Raw genomic sequence first — 15,594 nt, 5'->3', positions numbered from 1 at the left:
ATCGTGCCGTGCCACCGCATCATGGTCGCCGGCGGCAGGCTGGGCGGCTTCTCCGCGCCCGGCGGCACCACCACCAAGCGCAGGATGCTGGCGCTGGAGCGCGCCGTTCCCCCCGATGCCGAGCCCGCCCAGGCTTCTTTCGGCTTCTGATCTGCACGAGCGCCGGGCTGCACCCTTGCACACTGATTCGCGCGCGCCATAATGGGCGGCGGGCTGATTCGCCCGCGCCGCCAGTACTTCCGCGTGTGCTGCCGCGTTTTCGGCATTGATCACGGCACGTCCGCTCAGGGGCCGGACGATGCCGAGCAGCCAGGGGGAAGATATGCATCATATCCGGGAAGACTGCATCAAATCACGCCTGACCGAGCGCGCCCATCTCACGCTCGCCGTCGAGAAGCTGATGGAAAGAGGCGTTCCCGAAGAACTCATTCCGGTCCACCTCGCCCGCGTCTTCTACGTCGACATGGACGAGCTCAACGCCGTGCTGGAAAAGATGCGGACCATGAAGGAAGCGGGCGAGAAAAGACCGTTGCGCGCCGTCGCCTGAGGCTCGCCCCTACCTTCGGCGGCGCCGTCAGCGCCCGAGCATCGGCACATGGCCGGGGTCGGCCTCCACCCTTTTCAGCCAGGCAGAGACTGCAGGGAAATCCGAAAGGGTGAAGCCGCCGACATCCGCATCGTGCGTGTAGGCGTAGAGCGCGATGTCGGCAACACTGAGAGTCTCGCCCGCCAGGAAAGGCGTGCGTGACAACTGCCGCTCCAGGACGCCCAGCGCCCTGTTGCCGCCCTCGAGCGTTTGCGCCATCCGCTCGGGCGTGGCCATCGCCGCCCGCTCGGGATAGGTGATCAGCGACCGCCGCACCGCAATGTTCGGCTCATGGCTGTACTGCTCGAAGAAAAGCCACTGATAAACCACCGCGCGCGCAAAGGCATCACCGGGCAGAAAGCGCGTCCCCTCGGCCAGATAGAGCAGGATGGCGTTGGATTCGGAAAGGAACCGCCCGTCGTCGAGTTCGAGCACCGGCACCTTGCCGTTCGGATTCCTGGCCAGGAATGCCGCCTGCCTGGTCGTCCCGTCACGCGAACTGGTTTCGACATGGGTATAGGGGATGCCGAGCTTGGCCAAAAGCAGCCGCGGCTTGTAGCAGTTGCCGCTGTCCGTCATCCCGTAAAGCTTCATTACACCCTCCGTAACGCCTGTGCGATAGCGTGGGTGGTCTCCCCGCACCAATGAATAATCCTGCAGGAAGCATCAATGGGATTGTTCGCAAGCCGCTCAGGCGGGACGGCCTCCGCGGTCGGAAAACAGCGACACCACCTTGTCGTCCGGCGCGGCGAACCGGTCGAGGCTCACCGGCTCGGTATCGAAGATCGTCCCGGCGAGCCGGGCCGGCCGGAGCAGGTCTCCGGAGACGAAGTCGGCGCCTACCTCCAGCGCCACGTGCAGGTGGGATGGCGATTCGATGCCCTCGGCAAGGACCTGCTTGCCCTCGCGCCGAAGCGCGTCGACCAGGGTGGAAAGGAGCCGCGCCGCGATCGGAACCTCGGCGATGCGCTGGAACCACAGTCCGTTCAGGCTGACCACGTCGGGATCGAGGTCGCGCACGCGCGAAAGCGTCGCATCATCGACGCCGAAATCCGCGACCGCTACACCCAACCGGTGACGGCGCAGGCAAGCAGCGAGTTCAAGCTGGACGGTACCCTCGGCGTCATCGTCCACTTCCCAGAAGACGAGCATCGGATCCAGCCCCATCTGGTCCAGGCATTCGGCGGCCGCGTCCACGTGATCCAGGATGGACTCCAGATCGGGCCCCGCAAAAGGCGGTCGGCCCAGAAAGAGCGGCAGATCCTCCGCATCGGCGTTATAATAGTTGCGCAGGTGAAGCATGCGACACAGACAGGAAATGAACCAGCGGTCCTGCCCCGGCACGTCCTCCAGGAAGACGGAGTGCGCCACGGGCTCTCCGTCGCGGAAGATGCCGGTCAGCGCCTTGACGCCGCACGGAAGCAGGCCGGCATCCGTGCGCCGCAGAACCGGCCGGTAGAGCGTCTTCAGGAAATACGGTCCGTAGCGTCCGGTCTCGATCCCCACCTCATCGACCAGAATCGCATCCTCGATGCGCTCGGCGAGACTGCCCCCCTTGCTCATGGATCAGTCTCCGCGCCCCGCACGGCATGCCCGAGCGGCGACAATCTTCGGATCGAAGCAGCGAAACACCGACACCTTCCCTGTTGTTCTATCTATTGAATATTCGACAATGTCCCCGAAACTGCCACGAGAAGGATTGATCGCGCGTTAACGGGCCCATGAAGGCGGTGCCAGCCTTGCGATTCCCCGCGCAATACGCCAATAAGGCCCCTGTGCTCGCCGTGCCGAGAAAACGAAAATTCCCATAGGAGCGATCCTGCCATGGCCTTCCTCGCCGATGCCCTTTCACGTGTGAAACCTTCCGCCACCATCGCCGTGACCCAGAAGGCGCGCGAGCTGAAGGAGCAGGGCCGCGACGTCATCGGCCTGGGCGCGGGCGAACCCGATTTCGACACGCCGGAGAACATCAAGAAAGCGGCGATCGACGCCATCAATCGCGGCGAGACCAAGTATCCGCCTGTCTCCGGCATCCAGCCCCTGCGCGAGGCGGTCGCCGCCAAGTTCAAGCGTGAGAACAATCTCGACTACGACTGGAAACAGGCGATCGTCGGCACCGGGGGCAAGCAGATCCTCTTCAACGCCTTCATGGCCACGCTCAACCCCGGCGACGAGGTGGTCATCCCTACCCCTTACTGGGTCAGCTACCCGGAGATGGTGGCGATCTGCGGCGGCGAGACAGTTCTTGCCGAAACCCGACTGGAGGACAGCTTCAAGCTGCAGCCGGAAGCGCTGGAGAAGGCGATCACACCCAGAACCAAATGGCTCATCATGAACTCGCCGTCCAATCCCTCGGGCGCGGCTTATACGGGCGGGGAATTGAAGGCGCTGGCGGAGGTGCTCCTGCGGCATCCCCATGTCTGGGTGCTGACCGACGATATGTACGAGCACCTGACCTACGGCGATTTCACCTTCCGCACCATCGCCGAGGTGGAGCCGCGCCTTTATGAGCGCACGCTGACCATGAACGGCGTCTCCAAGGCCTACGCCATGACCGGCTGGCGCATCGGCTATGCGGCAGGTCCGATCGAACTCATCAAGGCGATGGATACCATCCAGGGCCAACAGACCTCGGGTGCCGCGACCATCAGCCAATGGGCCGCGCTGGAAGCGCTCACCGGACCGCAGGACTTCATCCCGCGCAACCAGAAAATCTTCCAGGGCCGCCGCGATCTCGTGGTCTCGATGCTCAACCAGGCGAACGGCATCGACTGCCCGGTGCCCGAAGGCGCTTTCTACGTCTATCCCTCCTGCGCTGGCACGATCGGCAAAAAGGCGCCCTCCGGCAAGGTGATTGAGAGCGATGCCGATTTCGTAACCGAGCTCCTGGAGGCGGAGGGCGTGGCCGTGGTGCATGGCTCGGCCTTCGGGCTGGGGCCGAACTTCCGCATCTCCTACGCTACGTCCGAGGCCCAGCTGGAAGAAGCCTGCAAACGCATCCAGCGCTTCACCGCCGAATTAAAGTAGCCGCTGACCGCAGACGGATGCATCAGGCGCGCCCGCCTTCGCGCGTCATCCCGGCCAAGGGAGCGCAAGCGACCGCGAGCCGGGATCCATTCCGGAACGGTTTGCGCCGGGCCAAAGCATCACGGAATGAACCCGGATAGCCTCCGCCGACGCGCTGGCCTACGGAACGACACGCGGCGGGCGGTGGGCCGGATCCGGCGTTCGATCCGGCCGCCGGCCGAGATGCCTTGCGCTGGTGTGTGGTCGCACCGCCGCTGGTGCATTCTTAAGTCGCTGCCGGTTTTTGGGTGCGGCGCAGCATTCGTTCACCTGACTTAAAGGATTGCTCGTTTCTTCTTACCCGGGGGTTCATAGGGATATTGGGGGCGGCCAATGAAGATTCTTTCCACGATAAGAAGCCACGGGGGTCCGGTCTACGCCGCGATCCAGGGGCTCTTGCTGACGGCAACCGGTGCGGCGGCTCTGTCGACGGCCCTTGCGTGGCAGGAGATCGCAGCGTCGTGGCTGATGCCGGCCGCCGCGGCCGCATCGGCCGCAGGGAGCGGCCTGCTCGCCTATCTGCGTCGGGCAGTCACCCACCGCCTCGACCAAGCGGAAACGGCCGAGGCGAAGATGCAGAAGCTCATCGACACGGACCTGATGACCGGGACCATGATGCGCCACGTGTTTCTCGAGGCGCTCAATGAAAGTGTCGGGACGCTGACGCGTCACCGCAAGGTCACCCTGCTTCTCGTCGACCTCGACCATTTCAAGCGGCTGAACGACAGCTTCGGCCACCATTTCGGAGACAAGGCGCTGGCGCATTTCGCCGAATGCATGCGCGCCAGCTTCTCGGATTGCGATGTCGGCCGGCTCGGCGGCGACGAGTTCGGCATCATCATGCCCGGCAACGAGTTGAAACGGGCTGAAAGGCGCGCGCGACACCTGATCGAGAAGCTGGGCGCCGGCGTCGTTCACGAAGGGTCGGTAATCCCGCTGAGCGCATCGATCGGCATCGCCGCGGCGCCCCAGCACGCCACCACCGCCAAGGAATTGATGATCCTCGCCGACCTGGCCCTTTACGAAAGCAAGAGCGGCGGCCGCAGCAAGGCCACGCCGTTCGACGGAGAAATGCTCTCGGAGAAGCGCCACCGGCGCTACGTCGAGCGTGAATTGCGGGCGGCGATCTATTTGAACGAGCTCGAGCTGCACTACCAGCCCGTAACCGACGCCGCCCGCTCCGCCATGGCCGTGGAGGGGCTGGTGCGCTGGCGCCATCCCTTGCGCGGCATGATCTCGCCGGCCGACTTCATTCCGACCGCCGAGCGATCGAACCTCATCGACCAGCTCGGCGAATGGGTCTTCCGCCGCGCGTGCAAGGATGCGCCGAGCATGCCGGACCGGCGCATCAGCATCAATGTCTCCGGCGAGCAGCTCAAGCGCGACGAGGTCGTCTCCATGATGCGTCGCGTCCTTCATGAAACGGGATGCAGCGCCGAGCGCTTCGTGCTTGAAATCACCGAAACCGTGGCGACGGCGGCCAGTCCGGAGGTCATCGGCCGCATCGAAGCGTTGCGCAAGATGGGGTTCAGGATCGCTCTCGACGATTTCGGCACAGGCCATTGCGGCTTCAACTATATCAAGACTCTGCCGATCGACTGCATCAAGATCGACCGCAGCTATATCCGCAATCTCGGCAGCGACGGCATCGCCCAGGTCTTCGTTTCCGCGCTCGCCCAGATCGCCCGCATCCAGGGCCTGACCATCGTCGCCGAGGGGATCGAGACCGAAGCGGAGTTCGAGTTCGCGCGAGCGGCTGGATGTACACGCTTCCAAGGTTTTCTGTTCGGAAGGCCCGAGCGTTTCATCTTGCCCGGCGATGGAAAAGGAGCGCTTCTGGTCGCCTGATCCATAGACCGGGTCCGGTGGCTTTTCCCTCCGCCCTACGCCTTCCCCCTTGCCCGGCAGCCAAACCCGTGTGACGATACCGTGACGGCGGACGACCGGAGGTCTCCGCCGGCGCGACGGCCGCCCCAGGCCGGCCGCCGCTCGTGGGAGGACGCGTGAGAGGAGGTCGGCAAATCATGGGAGCACGCGCAGGAGAAAGGCACACCGGGCCGAAGTGCATCGCCATCCTCGGCCCCTTGGAAAGCGGCAAGACCACACTTTTCAACGCGATCCTGGCCCGGGCGACCGAAACGGACCAAGCCGCCGGTCATGGCCCCGCCCGTACCGCCGCCATGAGTGTGGAGGCCACCTTCGCCACCACGACCTTCATGGGCGAAAGCATCACCTTCGTCGACTGTCCCGGCTCTGTCGAATTCGCCGCCGAAGCCGAGCCGGTGCTCGCCGCGGCCGATGCGGCGATCGTGGTGGTCGAGGCCGACGACAAGAAGCTTTCCGCCCTGCAGATCATCCTGCGCCGGCTGGATGCGATCGGGCTGCCGCGCGTTCTCTTCCTCAACAAGATCGACAAGAGCAGCGCCGGGGTGCGCGAGACGCTAAAGTCGCTGCAGCCCGTCAGCCAGGCGCCACTGCTCCTGCGCCAGATTCCATTGCGCAAGGACAGCATCGTGGTCGGCTCCATCGATCTGGCGTTGGAGCGCGCCTACGTCTACCGCGAGCACGCGCCCAGCGAAATCGCGCCCATACCGGACGACGAGAAGGCGCGCGAGGTCGAAGCCCGTTTCTCCATGCTGGAGACCCTGGCCGACCACGACGACGCGCTGATGGAACAGCTTCTTGAGGAGATCGAGCCGCCGCGCGATGCCGTTTTCGACGACCTGACCGCGGATCTGCGCGCGGGCGCCGTCACGCCCGTCCTGATCGGCGCCGCCGAGAAGGGCAACGGCGTGCTGCGCCTTTTGAAGACCGTTCGCCATGACGTGCCGGGCGTCGCGACCACGCGCGAGCGCCTGGGACTCGAGAGCACCGGCGACACCGTCCTCCAGGTGATGAAGACGATCCATGCCGGCCACGGGGGCAAGCTCTCCATGGTCCGGGTCCTTTCGGGCGGTATATCTGACGGCATGGAGATCCCGGGGGCGGGCCGCGCTTCCGGCCTTTATGCGCTGGCGGAACGCGAGCAGACGAAGCGCGCATCCGCCGCCGAGGGGGAGACGGTGGCGCTTGGAAAGCTCGACGGCGCCAATACGGGCGATACGCTGACGGCCGGCAAGGCGGCGGCGCACCAGCTTGCCGTGCTTTCCGCCCCCTATCCGGTGTTCGCCATGGCACTCGCCCCGCGCGAGCGCAAGGACGAGGTCAAGCTCAGCACGGCATTGCAGAAGCTCATTCAGGAAGATCCCGCGCTCGTTCTGCGGCAGAACCAGGATACGGGCGAAACGGTGCTGTGCGGACAGGGGGAGATGCATCTGCGCCTGGCCAAGGAACGCCTGGAAGGCAAATATCAGCTTTCGGTCGAAGCGCGTGCTCCCACGATTCCCTATCGGGAAACGATCAGGAAACCCGTCACCCAGCGCGGCCGCCACAAGAAGCAGTCGGGCGGCCATGGCCAGTTCGGCGATGTCGTCCTGGACATCCGTCCCCTGCCCCGCGGCAGCGGCTTCGAATTCACCGAAACCATTACCGGGGGAGTGGTGCCCAAGCAGTATATCCCTTCCGTGGAGACGGGCGTGCGCGAGGCGCTGAAAAAGGGGCCGCTCGGCTTCCCGGTCGTGGACATTGCCGTGAACCTGGCGGACGGCTCCTACCACTCCGTCGACTCCTCCGACATGGCCTTCCAGATGGCCGCACGCCTTGCCATGCGCGAGGGGCTGACGGGCGCCAGCCCGGTGCTTCTGGAACCTTTCCTCAAGGTGGAGGTCGACACGCCCTCGGACGCGACGGCGCGCGTCACCGCGATCCTGTCGCAAAGGCGCGGCCAGATCCTGGGTTTCGACACGCGCACCGATTGCCCCGGATGGGACCGGGTGGAGGCCATGATGCCCGAAGCCGAGATCGGCAGCCTGATCATTGAATTGCGCTCGGCCACAGTCGGTGCCGCGACATACCGCGCCGCCTTCGACCACATGGCGGAACTGACGGGCCGGCTGGCGGAGGATGTTCTGAACGGCAAGGGCACGGGCAAGGCCGCCTGAGGCAGCAGACGATGTGCCAATAAAAAAGAGCCGGATCGAAGGATCCGGCTCAAGTATTGGAAGTGCCTGTTAAGGCGAAACCTCCAGAGGGGAACACTCGCGGAAGCTAATGGGAGGAGAACGCCTCCGGGAGTGACCACGATATGAGCATTCATTGCTCAAATAACAACCAGGGCTTTTTGCATTCCAGCCATGCATTTTTGCATGAAGCTTGTGGGATCCAGTCGTCCGGGTGATCCGGCCAGTTCACCAAACCGGCCCGCGCCTGCGGTCGGAATCGCCCTTTTCAGAACGACCAGGTGCGCGATTTCGAGATGAGGAAATCCCTGAAGACCTGGAGTTTTGCCTGGTTCTTCATCGTGTCCGGATAGCAGAAATAGGTGTCGAAGGACGGCACCGCCGTTTCCGGCAGAAGCTGCACCAGGCCGCTTTCGCCGCCCACCACGTAATCGGGCAGCATGGCGATGCCCGCCGCCCGCTGCACGGCAAGCTTGATGGACAGGATGTTGTTGATCTGCAGCGGCACCTGCCGTTTCACGCCATCCGGCCGGCCAGCCGTTTCCAGCCAGTTCATGTCGCTCAGATGCGGCGGCACCGCCTCCCCGAAGGTGACGATCCGATGGCGATCAAGATCATCGATCGAGCTCGGCTTGCCATAGCGGTTGATATAAGCCGGCGAGGCGTAGAGGTGGAAATGCACCGTAAACAGCTTGCGCTGGATAAGGTCAGGTTGCTGCGGCTGGCGCATGCGTATGGCGCAGTCGGCCTGGCGCATGGTCAGATCCAGCTCCTCGTTGTCGAGGATGAGCTGAAGCTGGATATCGGGATAGAGCTCGCCGAACTCGGGCAGCCGTTCCGTGAGCCAGCCGGTGCCCAGCCCCACCGTGGTGGAAACCCTGAGAACGCCCGATGGCCGGTCCTTCGTCTCCGACAGCCGCACCTTCACGCTCTCGAGCTTCATAAGTACGTCGTGCGCGGTGCGATAGAGGATTTCACCCTGCTCAGTCAGCACCAGGCCGCGCGCGTGCCGATGGAAGAGCGGCACGCCGACCTCCTGCTCCAGCGCGCTCACCTGGCGTGAAATCGCTGACTGCGAAAGATGCAGCGTTTCCGCCGCATGAGTGAACGACCCCGCCGCCGCGGCGGCGTGAAACACACGTAGCTTGTCCCAGTCCAACGCCGAATTCCCCTCTTGATTTTTGGGGCGTTAAACGAAAAATCCGCCTTTATTCCGCCGCCTCGCGGCGCGTCTCCATTTCCGCCAGATATTTCTCCGCCTCGAGCGCCGCCATGCAGCCGAGCCCCGCGGCCGTCACGGCCTGGCGATAGATATCGTCGGTGACGTCGCCGGCGGCGAAGACGCCTGGCATATCGGTGCGGGTGGAGTTCGGTTCGGTCCACAGATATCCGTTCGGCTTCTGTTTCAACTGCCCTTCGAACAATTCCACCGCCGGCGCGTGGCCGATCGCCACGAACACCCCGTCGACGGGCATTTCCCGGGTCTCACCCGTCTTCACGTTCTGCACCCGGATTCCGGTGACGGACGGCGGCAAGGGCGGCTTGGGCGTCTCGCCGGTGATCTCGTCCAGCACCGTGTCCCACATCACCTGGACATTGTCCTTCTGGAACAGGCGTTCCTGCAGGATGCGCTCGGCACGGAACTCGCCGCGCCGGTGGATGACGGTGACCTTGCGTGCCAGATTGGCCAGATAGAGCGCCTCCTCCACGGCGGTGTTGCCGCCGCCGATGACCACGACATCCTTGCCGCGATAGAAGAAGCCGTCGCAGGTGGCGCAGGCCGACACGCCGAAGCCCATGAAAGTCTGCTCGGAGGGCAGGCCGAGCCACTTGGCCTTGGCGCCGGTGGCGATGATCAGCGTGTCCGAGGTGTAGACCGTGCCCGAATCGCCGATAAGCCGGAAGGGACGCTGCTTCAGATCGGCTTCGACGATCAGGTCGCTGACGATCTCCGATCCGACGTTCTCCGCCTGGGCGCGCATCTGTTCCATCAGCCACGGACCCTGGATCGGATCGGCGAAGCCGGGATAGTTCTCGACGTCCGTCGTGATCGTCAGCTGCCCGCCCTGCTCCAGCCCGGCCACGAGCATCGGCTTCAGCATGGCGCGCGCGGCATAGATCGCGGCCGTGTATCCGGCCGGTCCCGAACCGACGATGAGAACCGGCGCATGGCGGGTGGTCATGGCTGCAAGTCCTTTCCAAAAGCTTCGAGGCCCGCCCGGAATGCCGCGCGAGCGTTACCGATCTAATTATTCCACACCCTCTGGCGCAAGGCGAAGAACGGTTTTCCAACAGCTATAGATTGTCGCGCGACATTCGTTCCCCAACGGCCCTGTCGATAAAATCCCCGCACAAACCGGCAAGATGCTTGGCTATACGGGTCGCATAGCATAGGTTTTATTTCACGAACGCGACAGATTCATGCGCAAACGGAACGGGATCGCCTGATGCCGCTGAAGGCAGACTTGGACGCCATCGACTGGAAAATACTCCGCGAACTGCAGGATGAAGGCCGCATCACCAATGTCGAACTGTCACAGCGGGTGGGCATCTCCGCCCCGCCCTGCCTCCGGCGCGTCAAGCGGCTGGAGGAAAACGGCATCATCAAGGGCTACCGCGCGATCCTGAACAGCCCGGCGCTCGGCTATGACGTCGTCGCCTTCTGCCTGATCGGCCTGCACCACCAATCGGAGGTGGAGCTCAAAACCTTCGCCGAGCGCACGCGCAACTGGCCGATCGTGCGGCGCGCCTGGATGGTCTCCGGCGATTCCGACTTCCTGCTCCATTGCGTGGCCACCGACCTTGCCACCTTCCAGAACTTCGTCATCGAGGAGGTCACCTCCGCGCCCAATGTCGACACCGTGCGCACGGCGCTGACGATCCGCCAGGTGAAGGACGAAGGATTGGTGGCGATCGACAGGTGAGGCTCGCACGTGCTGTCCTTTCGGTAACACTCCCTCTCCTGTCAGACACGTGTATGATCCATGTTTCCGCCCACCCGCCTGACGGATAGCCGCGATGAAAGCCTACGTTATCAATCTCGATCGCGATCGCGATCGCATGACGCATGTCATCCGCCAGGGCGAAGAACTCGGGATACCTTGGATTCGCGTTACGGCGGTGGACAAGTTTGACCAGGAGATCGCCGACAAAGCCGCCGACGGGCGCCCCGGCCTGCTCGGCTTCACCATTTCCGCCGGCGCCATCGCCTGCTTCGAGAGCCATCGCAAGGCCTGGCGGCTGATCGTCGAATCCGAAGAACCGTATGGCGCGGTGTTCGAGGACGACGTAGTGTGTTCGCCCGATCTGCCGCGCTTCTTGTCTTCCGGCGACTGGATCCCGGCCGACGGCGACATCGTCAAGCTGGAAACCTTTCTCGCTCGCGCCACCGTTACCGCACGGCCGGCGGCATCCAGCGCGGAACGAAAGATCGTCCGCCTGCATGGCCGGCACCTGGGTGCATGCGCCTACGTCATTTCACGAAAGGCTGCTGAACGGCTCCTGGCGGCTTCGGAGGCCTTTGCCGATCCGGTGGACGAATTCCTGTTCAACGTCCAGTCTCTGCAATTTCCGCGCCTCGTCCTCTATCAGGTTGATCCGGCGCCCTGCATCCAGGGAATGCTTCTCGGGCTCGACGGAGAGGAGGCGCATCTTAAAAGCAGCAACGACAGAAATCCCGAGCCGGAAAAGCGCCGGGTTGGCGGGGGCATGAGACGATACCTTGCGCGCAAGGGCACGCGGCTCTGGGAGAAGGGGCTGCTCCTCGTCGGGGAGAGGGAGCGGCGGGCGATCACGTTCAGGTAAAGGTGACGAACACCCATTTCCTGTCGCTCACGGCGGCGCTCAATGGCCGCCAGAAAAGGCCGCCGAGCTGGACGAACGGGCGTTTTACCTCCCGCCAGGCCTTTGCCGTCCCGCGCGGCTTGTCCTCCACGCGTTCGCCGTGCAGGTCGCTGCCGAGCCCGAGTGCGACCTCCGGCTCCCTGACGACGAAATCCTGCACGCAGACGGCCGGCAAGAGCTGGTAGATCACGAGTGACGCCGCCGAGGGAAGCGCCGGGTCGAAGATGAACTGATCGACCGGGCTGTCGAAGCGTGCGCACATGCGCAACAGCTTCTCCGCCCCCTTGCGCGTCACGATGTAGCCGCCCGCTCCCGCGTGCCTGCTTCGCAACCGGTGGAGTCGGCGGTCGCCGACGGCGCCTGCCGGCGCCTTGTCGACGCGTGCACGCTGGAGCTTGGTCTCGATCTTCACGACATCGGCATCCTCCGGTACCCAGTCGCCATCCGCCAGAAGGGCTGATGCGCCGGCTCCCACGTGCAAATCGTCCTCGAAAATGGCGGCCTGGGAAAGCCCTTCGTCGATGATCCGCCGCCAGCATTCCCGATGGCTGAGAAAGCATGCCGTCTCGCCCGCCCGCAGCGCGCGCGCACCCCGCCAGCGCTCGATCTCCGCACCCGAAAGACGTGCGCCATCCACCGCCGCAACGCGCGTGAATGAAAGGCCGAGTTCCTCGAAGAGGCTCGTCATGCGCCGCAGGCGCTCGGGCTGGCGGTCGAGATTGATGAGGAAGAGCTTCATCCGTCGTTCTGCCCGGGCCGCCCACTTTTCTGCTGCGGTATGGGGCAGGGACACGCCCTGCCCCACGTGCCGGTCGATCTCAGATCGGCTTCCAGTCCGGATCGATCTTGGAGGCCTCTGCCTTCCAGAGATCGCCGTAATCGACGTCCTGCCAGTCCTTGAACCACGGCCCGCCATTGGTGAAATGGATGGCGCTCGGCGTGCCGGTGGCGGGCTTTTCGCTCCAGCCTTCCAGCCAGTTCCAGGCTTCCGGAATGCCGCCGATCTCCTCGTCCTTGGCCCACTGCATGCGGTGCAGATACGCGCCCGACTCGCGGTTGATGACGTCCGGGGTGAGCGTCCTGGTCGACGGGTGCTCGCAATTGAAGAGCATGAAGGACGACCAGTTCTTGCGCGGATAGGCGGTCTGAACCTTGCCGTCCATCTTGGTGGTCGCCTTCGGCGTATAGTCGTGCTTGACGCACAGGACCGCCTTGGAGGGGTCCCGGTATTCCAGGAGCTTGGCGACATCGTCCAGGAACAGGAAATCGCAGTCGCAGAAAAGCGCCCAGCCCTTGTAGTCGGCAAGCCACGGCGTGAAGAAGCGCGAATAGGTGAATTCAGTGGAGGCGAGCGGATCGATCTCCCGCGTATAGGCTCCCTTGTCCACGAGGTCGGCAAGCTTGATGGCATGCACCTCGACCGGGATGCTGGCCCGCTCGATCAGGGTCTGTCGTGCGACGTCATAGGCAATCGGCTCGCGCGAATCCCAGCCGATGTAGATGTCGAGCTTATTTTCCATGGACAAGTCCTTCCGTTTCGTTTTCTCGCTTCCCGCCTTCATCCTCCGTCAGCCAGATGCGCATGTTGCGCTCCCTGGCCTTCTTCTCGACCCATGCACGCTCGTCGGCCCATGTGTGGCGATGCCAGCCCTGCCAGCCGAACCCGGCGATCTCCACCTCCCACCGGTCGGCCGGAAGCCGCTCGAGCGCATAGCGGATACCCATATAACCGGTGCTCGGGAATGTGCGCCTTTCCAGCATGGTCGCGGCATCGGCCCCCAGTTCGAGGCAACTCTCCTCGTAGAAGGCGGGCGGGAGAACGGTGACCATCTTGCCCGCCGCGCCGTACATCATCAAGGATGCCCAGGTCCATTCCGCCCGCCGTCCCTTGAGCCGGGAAAAGAATTTCGGCTGAAGGCCGTATTTTTCAACGGCGATCGGATGCATCACCAGGAAGACCATTTCGGCCGCCTGGACGATCGGCGAGGTTGGATAGTCGCGATTCTTGAGCCGCCGCTGCATCGGCTTGCCGGTGTTGCACACGAAGAGCCAGTTCGTCTTCGTGCCGCTCATGCCGATCGACGCCTTCGGTTCGTTGAACCGGACCACATGATCGCTCGCATCGACACGTTCCGACATGTCATGGGGCAATGGGCCGTTGCCGACGATGAACAATCGCTTTTTCGCCATAGACTCAGTTCTCGCGGCTGGCCGTTGCTTCCGGGGGGCTGTTTAGAACATTGCACAGCCTCACCGCAAACCGATAGCGTGCGCGGTGAAGTTCGCGCGCAAGAATCTCGGGGATGGGCTTCGATTTCCCCTGCACCGTCGTCCCTCCAAGCTCGCCCGCCACCTCGCGGATGGCGACCGGCATCGCCGTCAGGACGGGCAGGCCGTGCAGCCACTGCATCTGAATGGTCGTGTCGACCGGACGGTCGAAACGCTCGGTGAAGGCCAGAAGCGCGCGTGCGGCATCGCGGCCGACCAGTTGCGCCTGCATGCCGAGCCGAGGCGGACGCGGCGCGACAATGCACGCGGCGGCCGCGCGCGCGACCAGCTTTCCACGCTCCCCCCGCGCCTTCTTCGGGAAGCGCACGATTTCGCCCCGGTCGAGGCGCGACAGGGCCAGGTCGAGCACCGCCGAAAAGCCGTCACCGAGTTCCACGTCGTCCTCGACGATCAGCCCCGCATCGAGTTCACGGTCGACGATCTCCCGCCACGCCTTTCGGTGCGAGAGGAAGCAGGCGGTCTCGGAAAGGCGCAACGCGAACGGATAGCGCGGTCTATGGAGCGCCGGACAGTAGACCCGGGCAATCTGCGCTTCCGACAGCGCCTGCCCGTCGACGGCATCGACCACCGTCGCCGGCATGGGCAATGTCGCCTTCAGCCGCGCCACCTGCGGGGCGCGGCCATGCGCGCGTTTGAGATGGATGATGAAAGCCTCGGTCTTCATGGGTGGGGGGCCGTCCACAAGTCTTCGTAGACCGCGCGCAGCGTATCCGCCTCTCGGGCCAGCGCGAACGCGTCGCAGACATGCGCCCGTGCCTCCTTCCCCTGGGCGGCGGTCGTTTCGGGGTCGGCCAGATACGCCTCGATCGCCCCGGTGAGTGCTGCCTGATCGCCGGCCGGCACCACCTGTCCCGTCCTACCCGGCTCGATCATCTCCGCATAGGCGCCGGCATCGCTCGCCACGACGGCCGTCTGCGAGGCCATCGCCTCGAGCGGCGTCAGCCCGAACCCCTCGTTGCGCGAGGGCGCGACGTAGAGGGACAGGCGACGGTACCACGGCCGCACATCCGGCACCTCGCCGAGAAACAGGATGCGCTCGGCAAGACCCGCCGCCTCTATGCGGCGGCGCAAATCCTCCGCGAAGCCGCGATGCTCGGCCGTCACCCGACCGAGGATGACAGCCGTCCATTCCGGATGGCGCGGCAGGAGCTCGATCATGGCGCTAACGAAGAGGTCGGTGCCCTTCTGGTGCCGGACGCGCCCGAAACAGCCGACGCCGTAACGCCCCGGCAGCCCGGCCGCTTCCCACCGGTCCTCGGCGGCGCGCGGCGGATGAAAGCGCTCCGTATCCACGCCGTGCATGACCACCCGGTGCGGCACATCGAGAAACGAACCGGAGCGCGCGCTGGTGGCGACCACCGCATCCATGCGCCGGATCAGCCATTTCGTATAGGCCCTGTGGCGGCGCTGCGCGGCGGAGGTGAAAACGAGCTTCAAGGGCGCGCGCAGAACGTGCTTCAGCACCACGCCGGCCAGCATCTCCGTGTTGCGCCGGGCATGCCAGATGCGAAAGGGTTTTCCCTCCGGCCTGGCGAAGAGGGCAGGAAGCTGCCACCAGCGCATCTTCGGCAGCTCCCGCGGCAGGCCCGGCCCCAGCGTGGCGATGCCGAGCGCATTGGCCTGCTGGGGAATGAGCTGTACCACCGTGCTGGTGACTCCGGACAGGCGGCGCTTGAAATTCGGCGCCACCACCTCCACCCGGCGCATGTCGAGCGGCCCGGCCGCCGCACGCGCCGTTGCGCCCGCCGTCAC

General features: G+C 64.6%; 16 protein-coding genes. 7 read left to right on the top strand and 9 right to left on the bottom strand.

The genetic code is table 11. The features are described 5' to 3' along the window. On the top strand, nucleotides 1-150 hold a 150-nt coding region (locus tag ACFP9U_RS16980; protein ID WP_378623260.1), incomplete at its 5' end, for an MGMT family protein. 172 nt (nucleotides 151-322) lie between these two features. Beyond that, nucleotides 323-547 carry a hypothetical protein gene (locus ACFP9U_RS16975; protein WP_378623256.1) on the top strand — a complete coding sequence of 75 codons (225 nt, stop codon included), beginning with the start codon at nucleotides 323-325 and terminating at the stop codon, nucleotides 545-547. A 27-nt stretch (nucleotides 548-574) separates the two neighbouring features. Here the strand turns inward: ACFP9U_RS16975 and ACFP9U_RS16970 are convergent, their stop codons facing one another. Together ACFP9U_RS16970 and ACFP9U_RS16965 are read right to left on the bottom strand one after the other, a co-directional pair. After that, entirely contained in the window at nucleotides 575-1,180 is a 606-nt protein-coding gene (locus ACFP9U_RS16970; protein WP_378623254.1) for a glutathione S-transferase family protein, read from the bottom strand. A 96-nt stretch (nucleotides 1,181-1,276) separates the two neighbouring features. Next, nucleotides 1,277-2,149, bottom strand: coding sequence for an EAL domain-containing protein (locus tag ACFP9U_RS16965; protein ID WP_378623251.1), 873 nt, complete (start codon nucleotides 2,147-2,149; stop codon nucleotides 1,277-1,279). Nucleotides 2,150-2,410: 261 nt separating this feature from the next. Here ACFP9U_RS16965 and ACFP9U_RS16960 point away from each other — a divergent pair, with 261 nt between their 5' ends. The 3 genes from ACFP9U_RS16960 to ACFP9U_RS16950 all read left to right on the top strand — a co-directional run bounded on the left by ACFP9U_RS16960 (nucleotide 2,411) and on the right by ACFP9U_RS16950 (nucleotide 7,692). Beyond that, complete coding sequence (locus tag ACFP9U_RS16960) at nucleotides 2,411-3,613, top strand: pyridoxal phosphate-dependent aminotransferase (protein WP_378623249.1); 1,203 nt, start codon at nucleotides 2,411-2,413, stop codon at nucleotides 3,611-3,613. Between the two features lie 372 nt (nucleotides 3,614-3,985). Beyond that, on the top strand, nucleotides 3,986-5,500 hold the full coding sequence (locus ACFP9U_RS16955; RefSeq protein WP_378623247.1) for a putative bifunctional diguanylate cyclase/phosphodiesterase: 1,515 nt from the start codon (nucleotides 3,986-3,988) through the stop codon (nucleotides 5,498-5,500). Between the two features lie 176 nt (nucleotides 5,501-5,676). Continuing rightward, nucleotides 5,677-7,692, top strand: coding sequence for an elongation factor G (locus tag ACFP9U_RS16950; protein ID WP_378623245.1), 2,016 nt, complete (start codon nucleotides 5,677-5,679; stop codon nucleotides 7,690-7,692). 286 nt (nucleotides 7,693-7,978) lie between these two features. Here the strand turns inward: ACFP9U_RS16950 and ACFP9U_RS16945 are convergent, their stop codons facing one another. After that, a complete protein-coding gene (locus ACFP9U_RS16945; protein ID WP_322451883.1) occupies nucleotides 7,979-8,869 on the bottom strand; it encodes a LysR family transcriptional regulator in 891 nt (296 codons plus the stop codon). A gap of 49 nt (nucleotides 8,870-8,918) precedes the next feature. Further along, on the bottom strand, nucleotides 8,919-9,893 hold the full coding sequence (gene trxB / locus ACFP9U_RS16940) for a thioredoxin-disulfide reductase (protein WP_378623243.1): 975 nt from the start codon (nucleotides 9,891-9,893) through the stop codon (nucleotides 8,919-8,921). A gap of 264 nt (nucleotides 9,894-10,157) precedes the next feature. Here trxB and ACFP9U_RS16935 point away from each other — a divergent pair, with 264 nt between their 5' ends. Both ACFP9U_RS16935 and ACFP9U_RS16930 read left to right on the top strand, forming a co-directional pair. After that, nucleotides 10,158-10,634 (top strand): Lrp/AsnC family transcriptional regulator, encoded by a 477-nt coding sequence (locus ACFP9U_RS16935; protein ID WP_322451880.1) that lies wholly within the window; start codon nucleotides 10,158-10,160, stop codon nucleotides 10,632-10,634. Between the two features lie 94 nt (nucleotides 10,635-10,728). Beyond that, complete coding sequence (locus tag ACFP9U_RS16930; RefSeq protein ID WP_378623241.1) at nucleotides 10,729-11,514, top strand: glycosyltransferase family 25 protein; 786 nt, start codon at nucleotides 10,729-10,731, stop codon at nucleotides 11,512-11,514. Here the strand turns inward: ACFP9U_RS16930 and ACFP9U_RS16925 are convergent. From ACFP9U_RS16925 to ACFP9U_RS16905, 5 genes are all read right to left on the bottom strand, one after another. Continuing rightward, a complete protein-coding gene (locus tag ACFP9U_RS16925; RefSeq protein WP_378623239.1) occupies nucleotides 11,507-12,292 on the bottom strand; it encodes a glycosyltransferase family 25 protein in 786 nt (261 codons plus the stop codon). The genes ACFP9U_RS16930 and ACFP9U_RS16925 overlap by 8 nt on opposite strands. Nucleotides 12,293-12,371: 79 nt before the next feature. After that, nucleotides 12,372-13,073, bottom strand: a complete 702-nt coding sequence (locus ACFP9U_RS16920; RefSeq protein ID WP_378623237.1) for a glycosyltransferase — start codon at nucleotides 13,071-13,073, stop codon at nucleotides 12,372-12,374. Then, a complete protein-coding gene (locus tag ACFP9U_RS16915; protein ID WP_322451876.1) occupies nucleotides 13,063-13,743 on the bottom strand; it encodes a hypothetical protein in 681 nt (226 codons plus the stop codon). The genes ACFP9U_RS16920 and ACFP9U_RS16915 overlap by 11 nt, the downstream gene beginning before the upstream one ends. A gap of 4 nt (nucleotides 13,744-13,747) precedes the next feature. Further along, entirely contained in the window at nucleotides 13,748-14,506 is a 759-nt protein-coding gene (locus ACFP9U_RS16910; RefSeq protein WP_378623235.1) for a glycosyltransferase family 25 protein, read from the bottom strand. Further along, nucleotides 14,503-15,549, bottom strand: coding sequence for a glycosyltransferase family 4 protein (locus tag ACFP9U_RS16905; protein ID WP_378623258.1), 1,047 nt, complete (start codon nucleotides 15,547-15,549; stop codon nucleotides 14,503-14,505). The genes ACFP9U_RS16910 and ACFP9U_RS16905 overlap by 4 nt, the downstream gene beginning before the upstream one ends. Nucleotides 15,550-15,594 lie beyond the last annotated feature (45 nt).

Origin of the sequence: Nitratireductor sp. GCM10026969, assembly GCF_042660605.1 — a bacterium.
Taxonomy (GTDB): Bacteria; Pseudomonadota; Alphaproteobacteria; order Rhizobiales; family Rhizobiaceae; genus Chelativorans.
The sequence above is the reverse complement of the archived record's forward strand: the minus strand, read 5'-3'. Positions and strand labels throughout refer to the sequence as shown.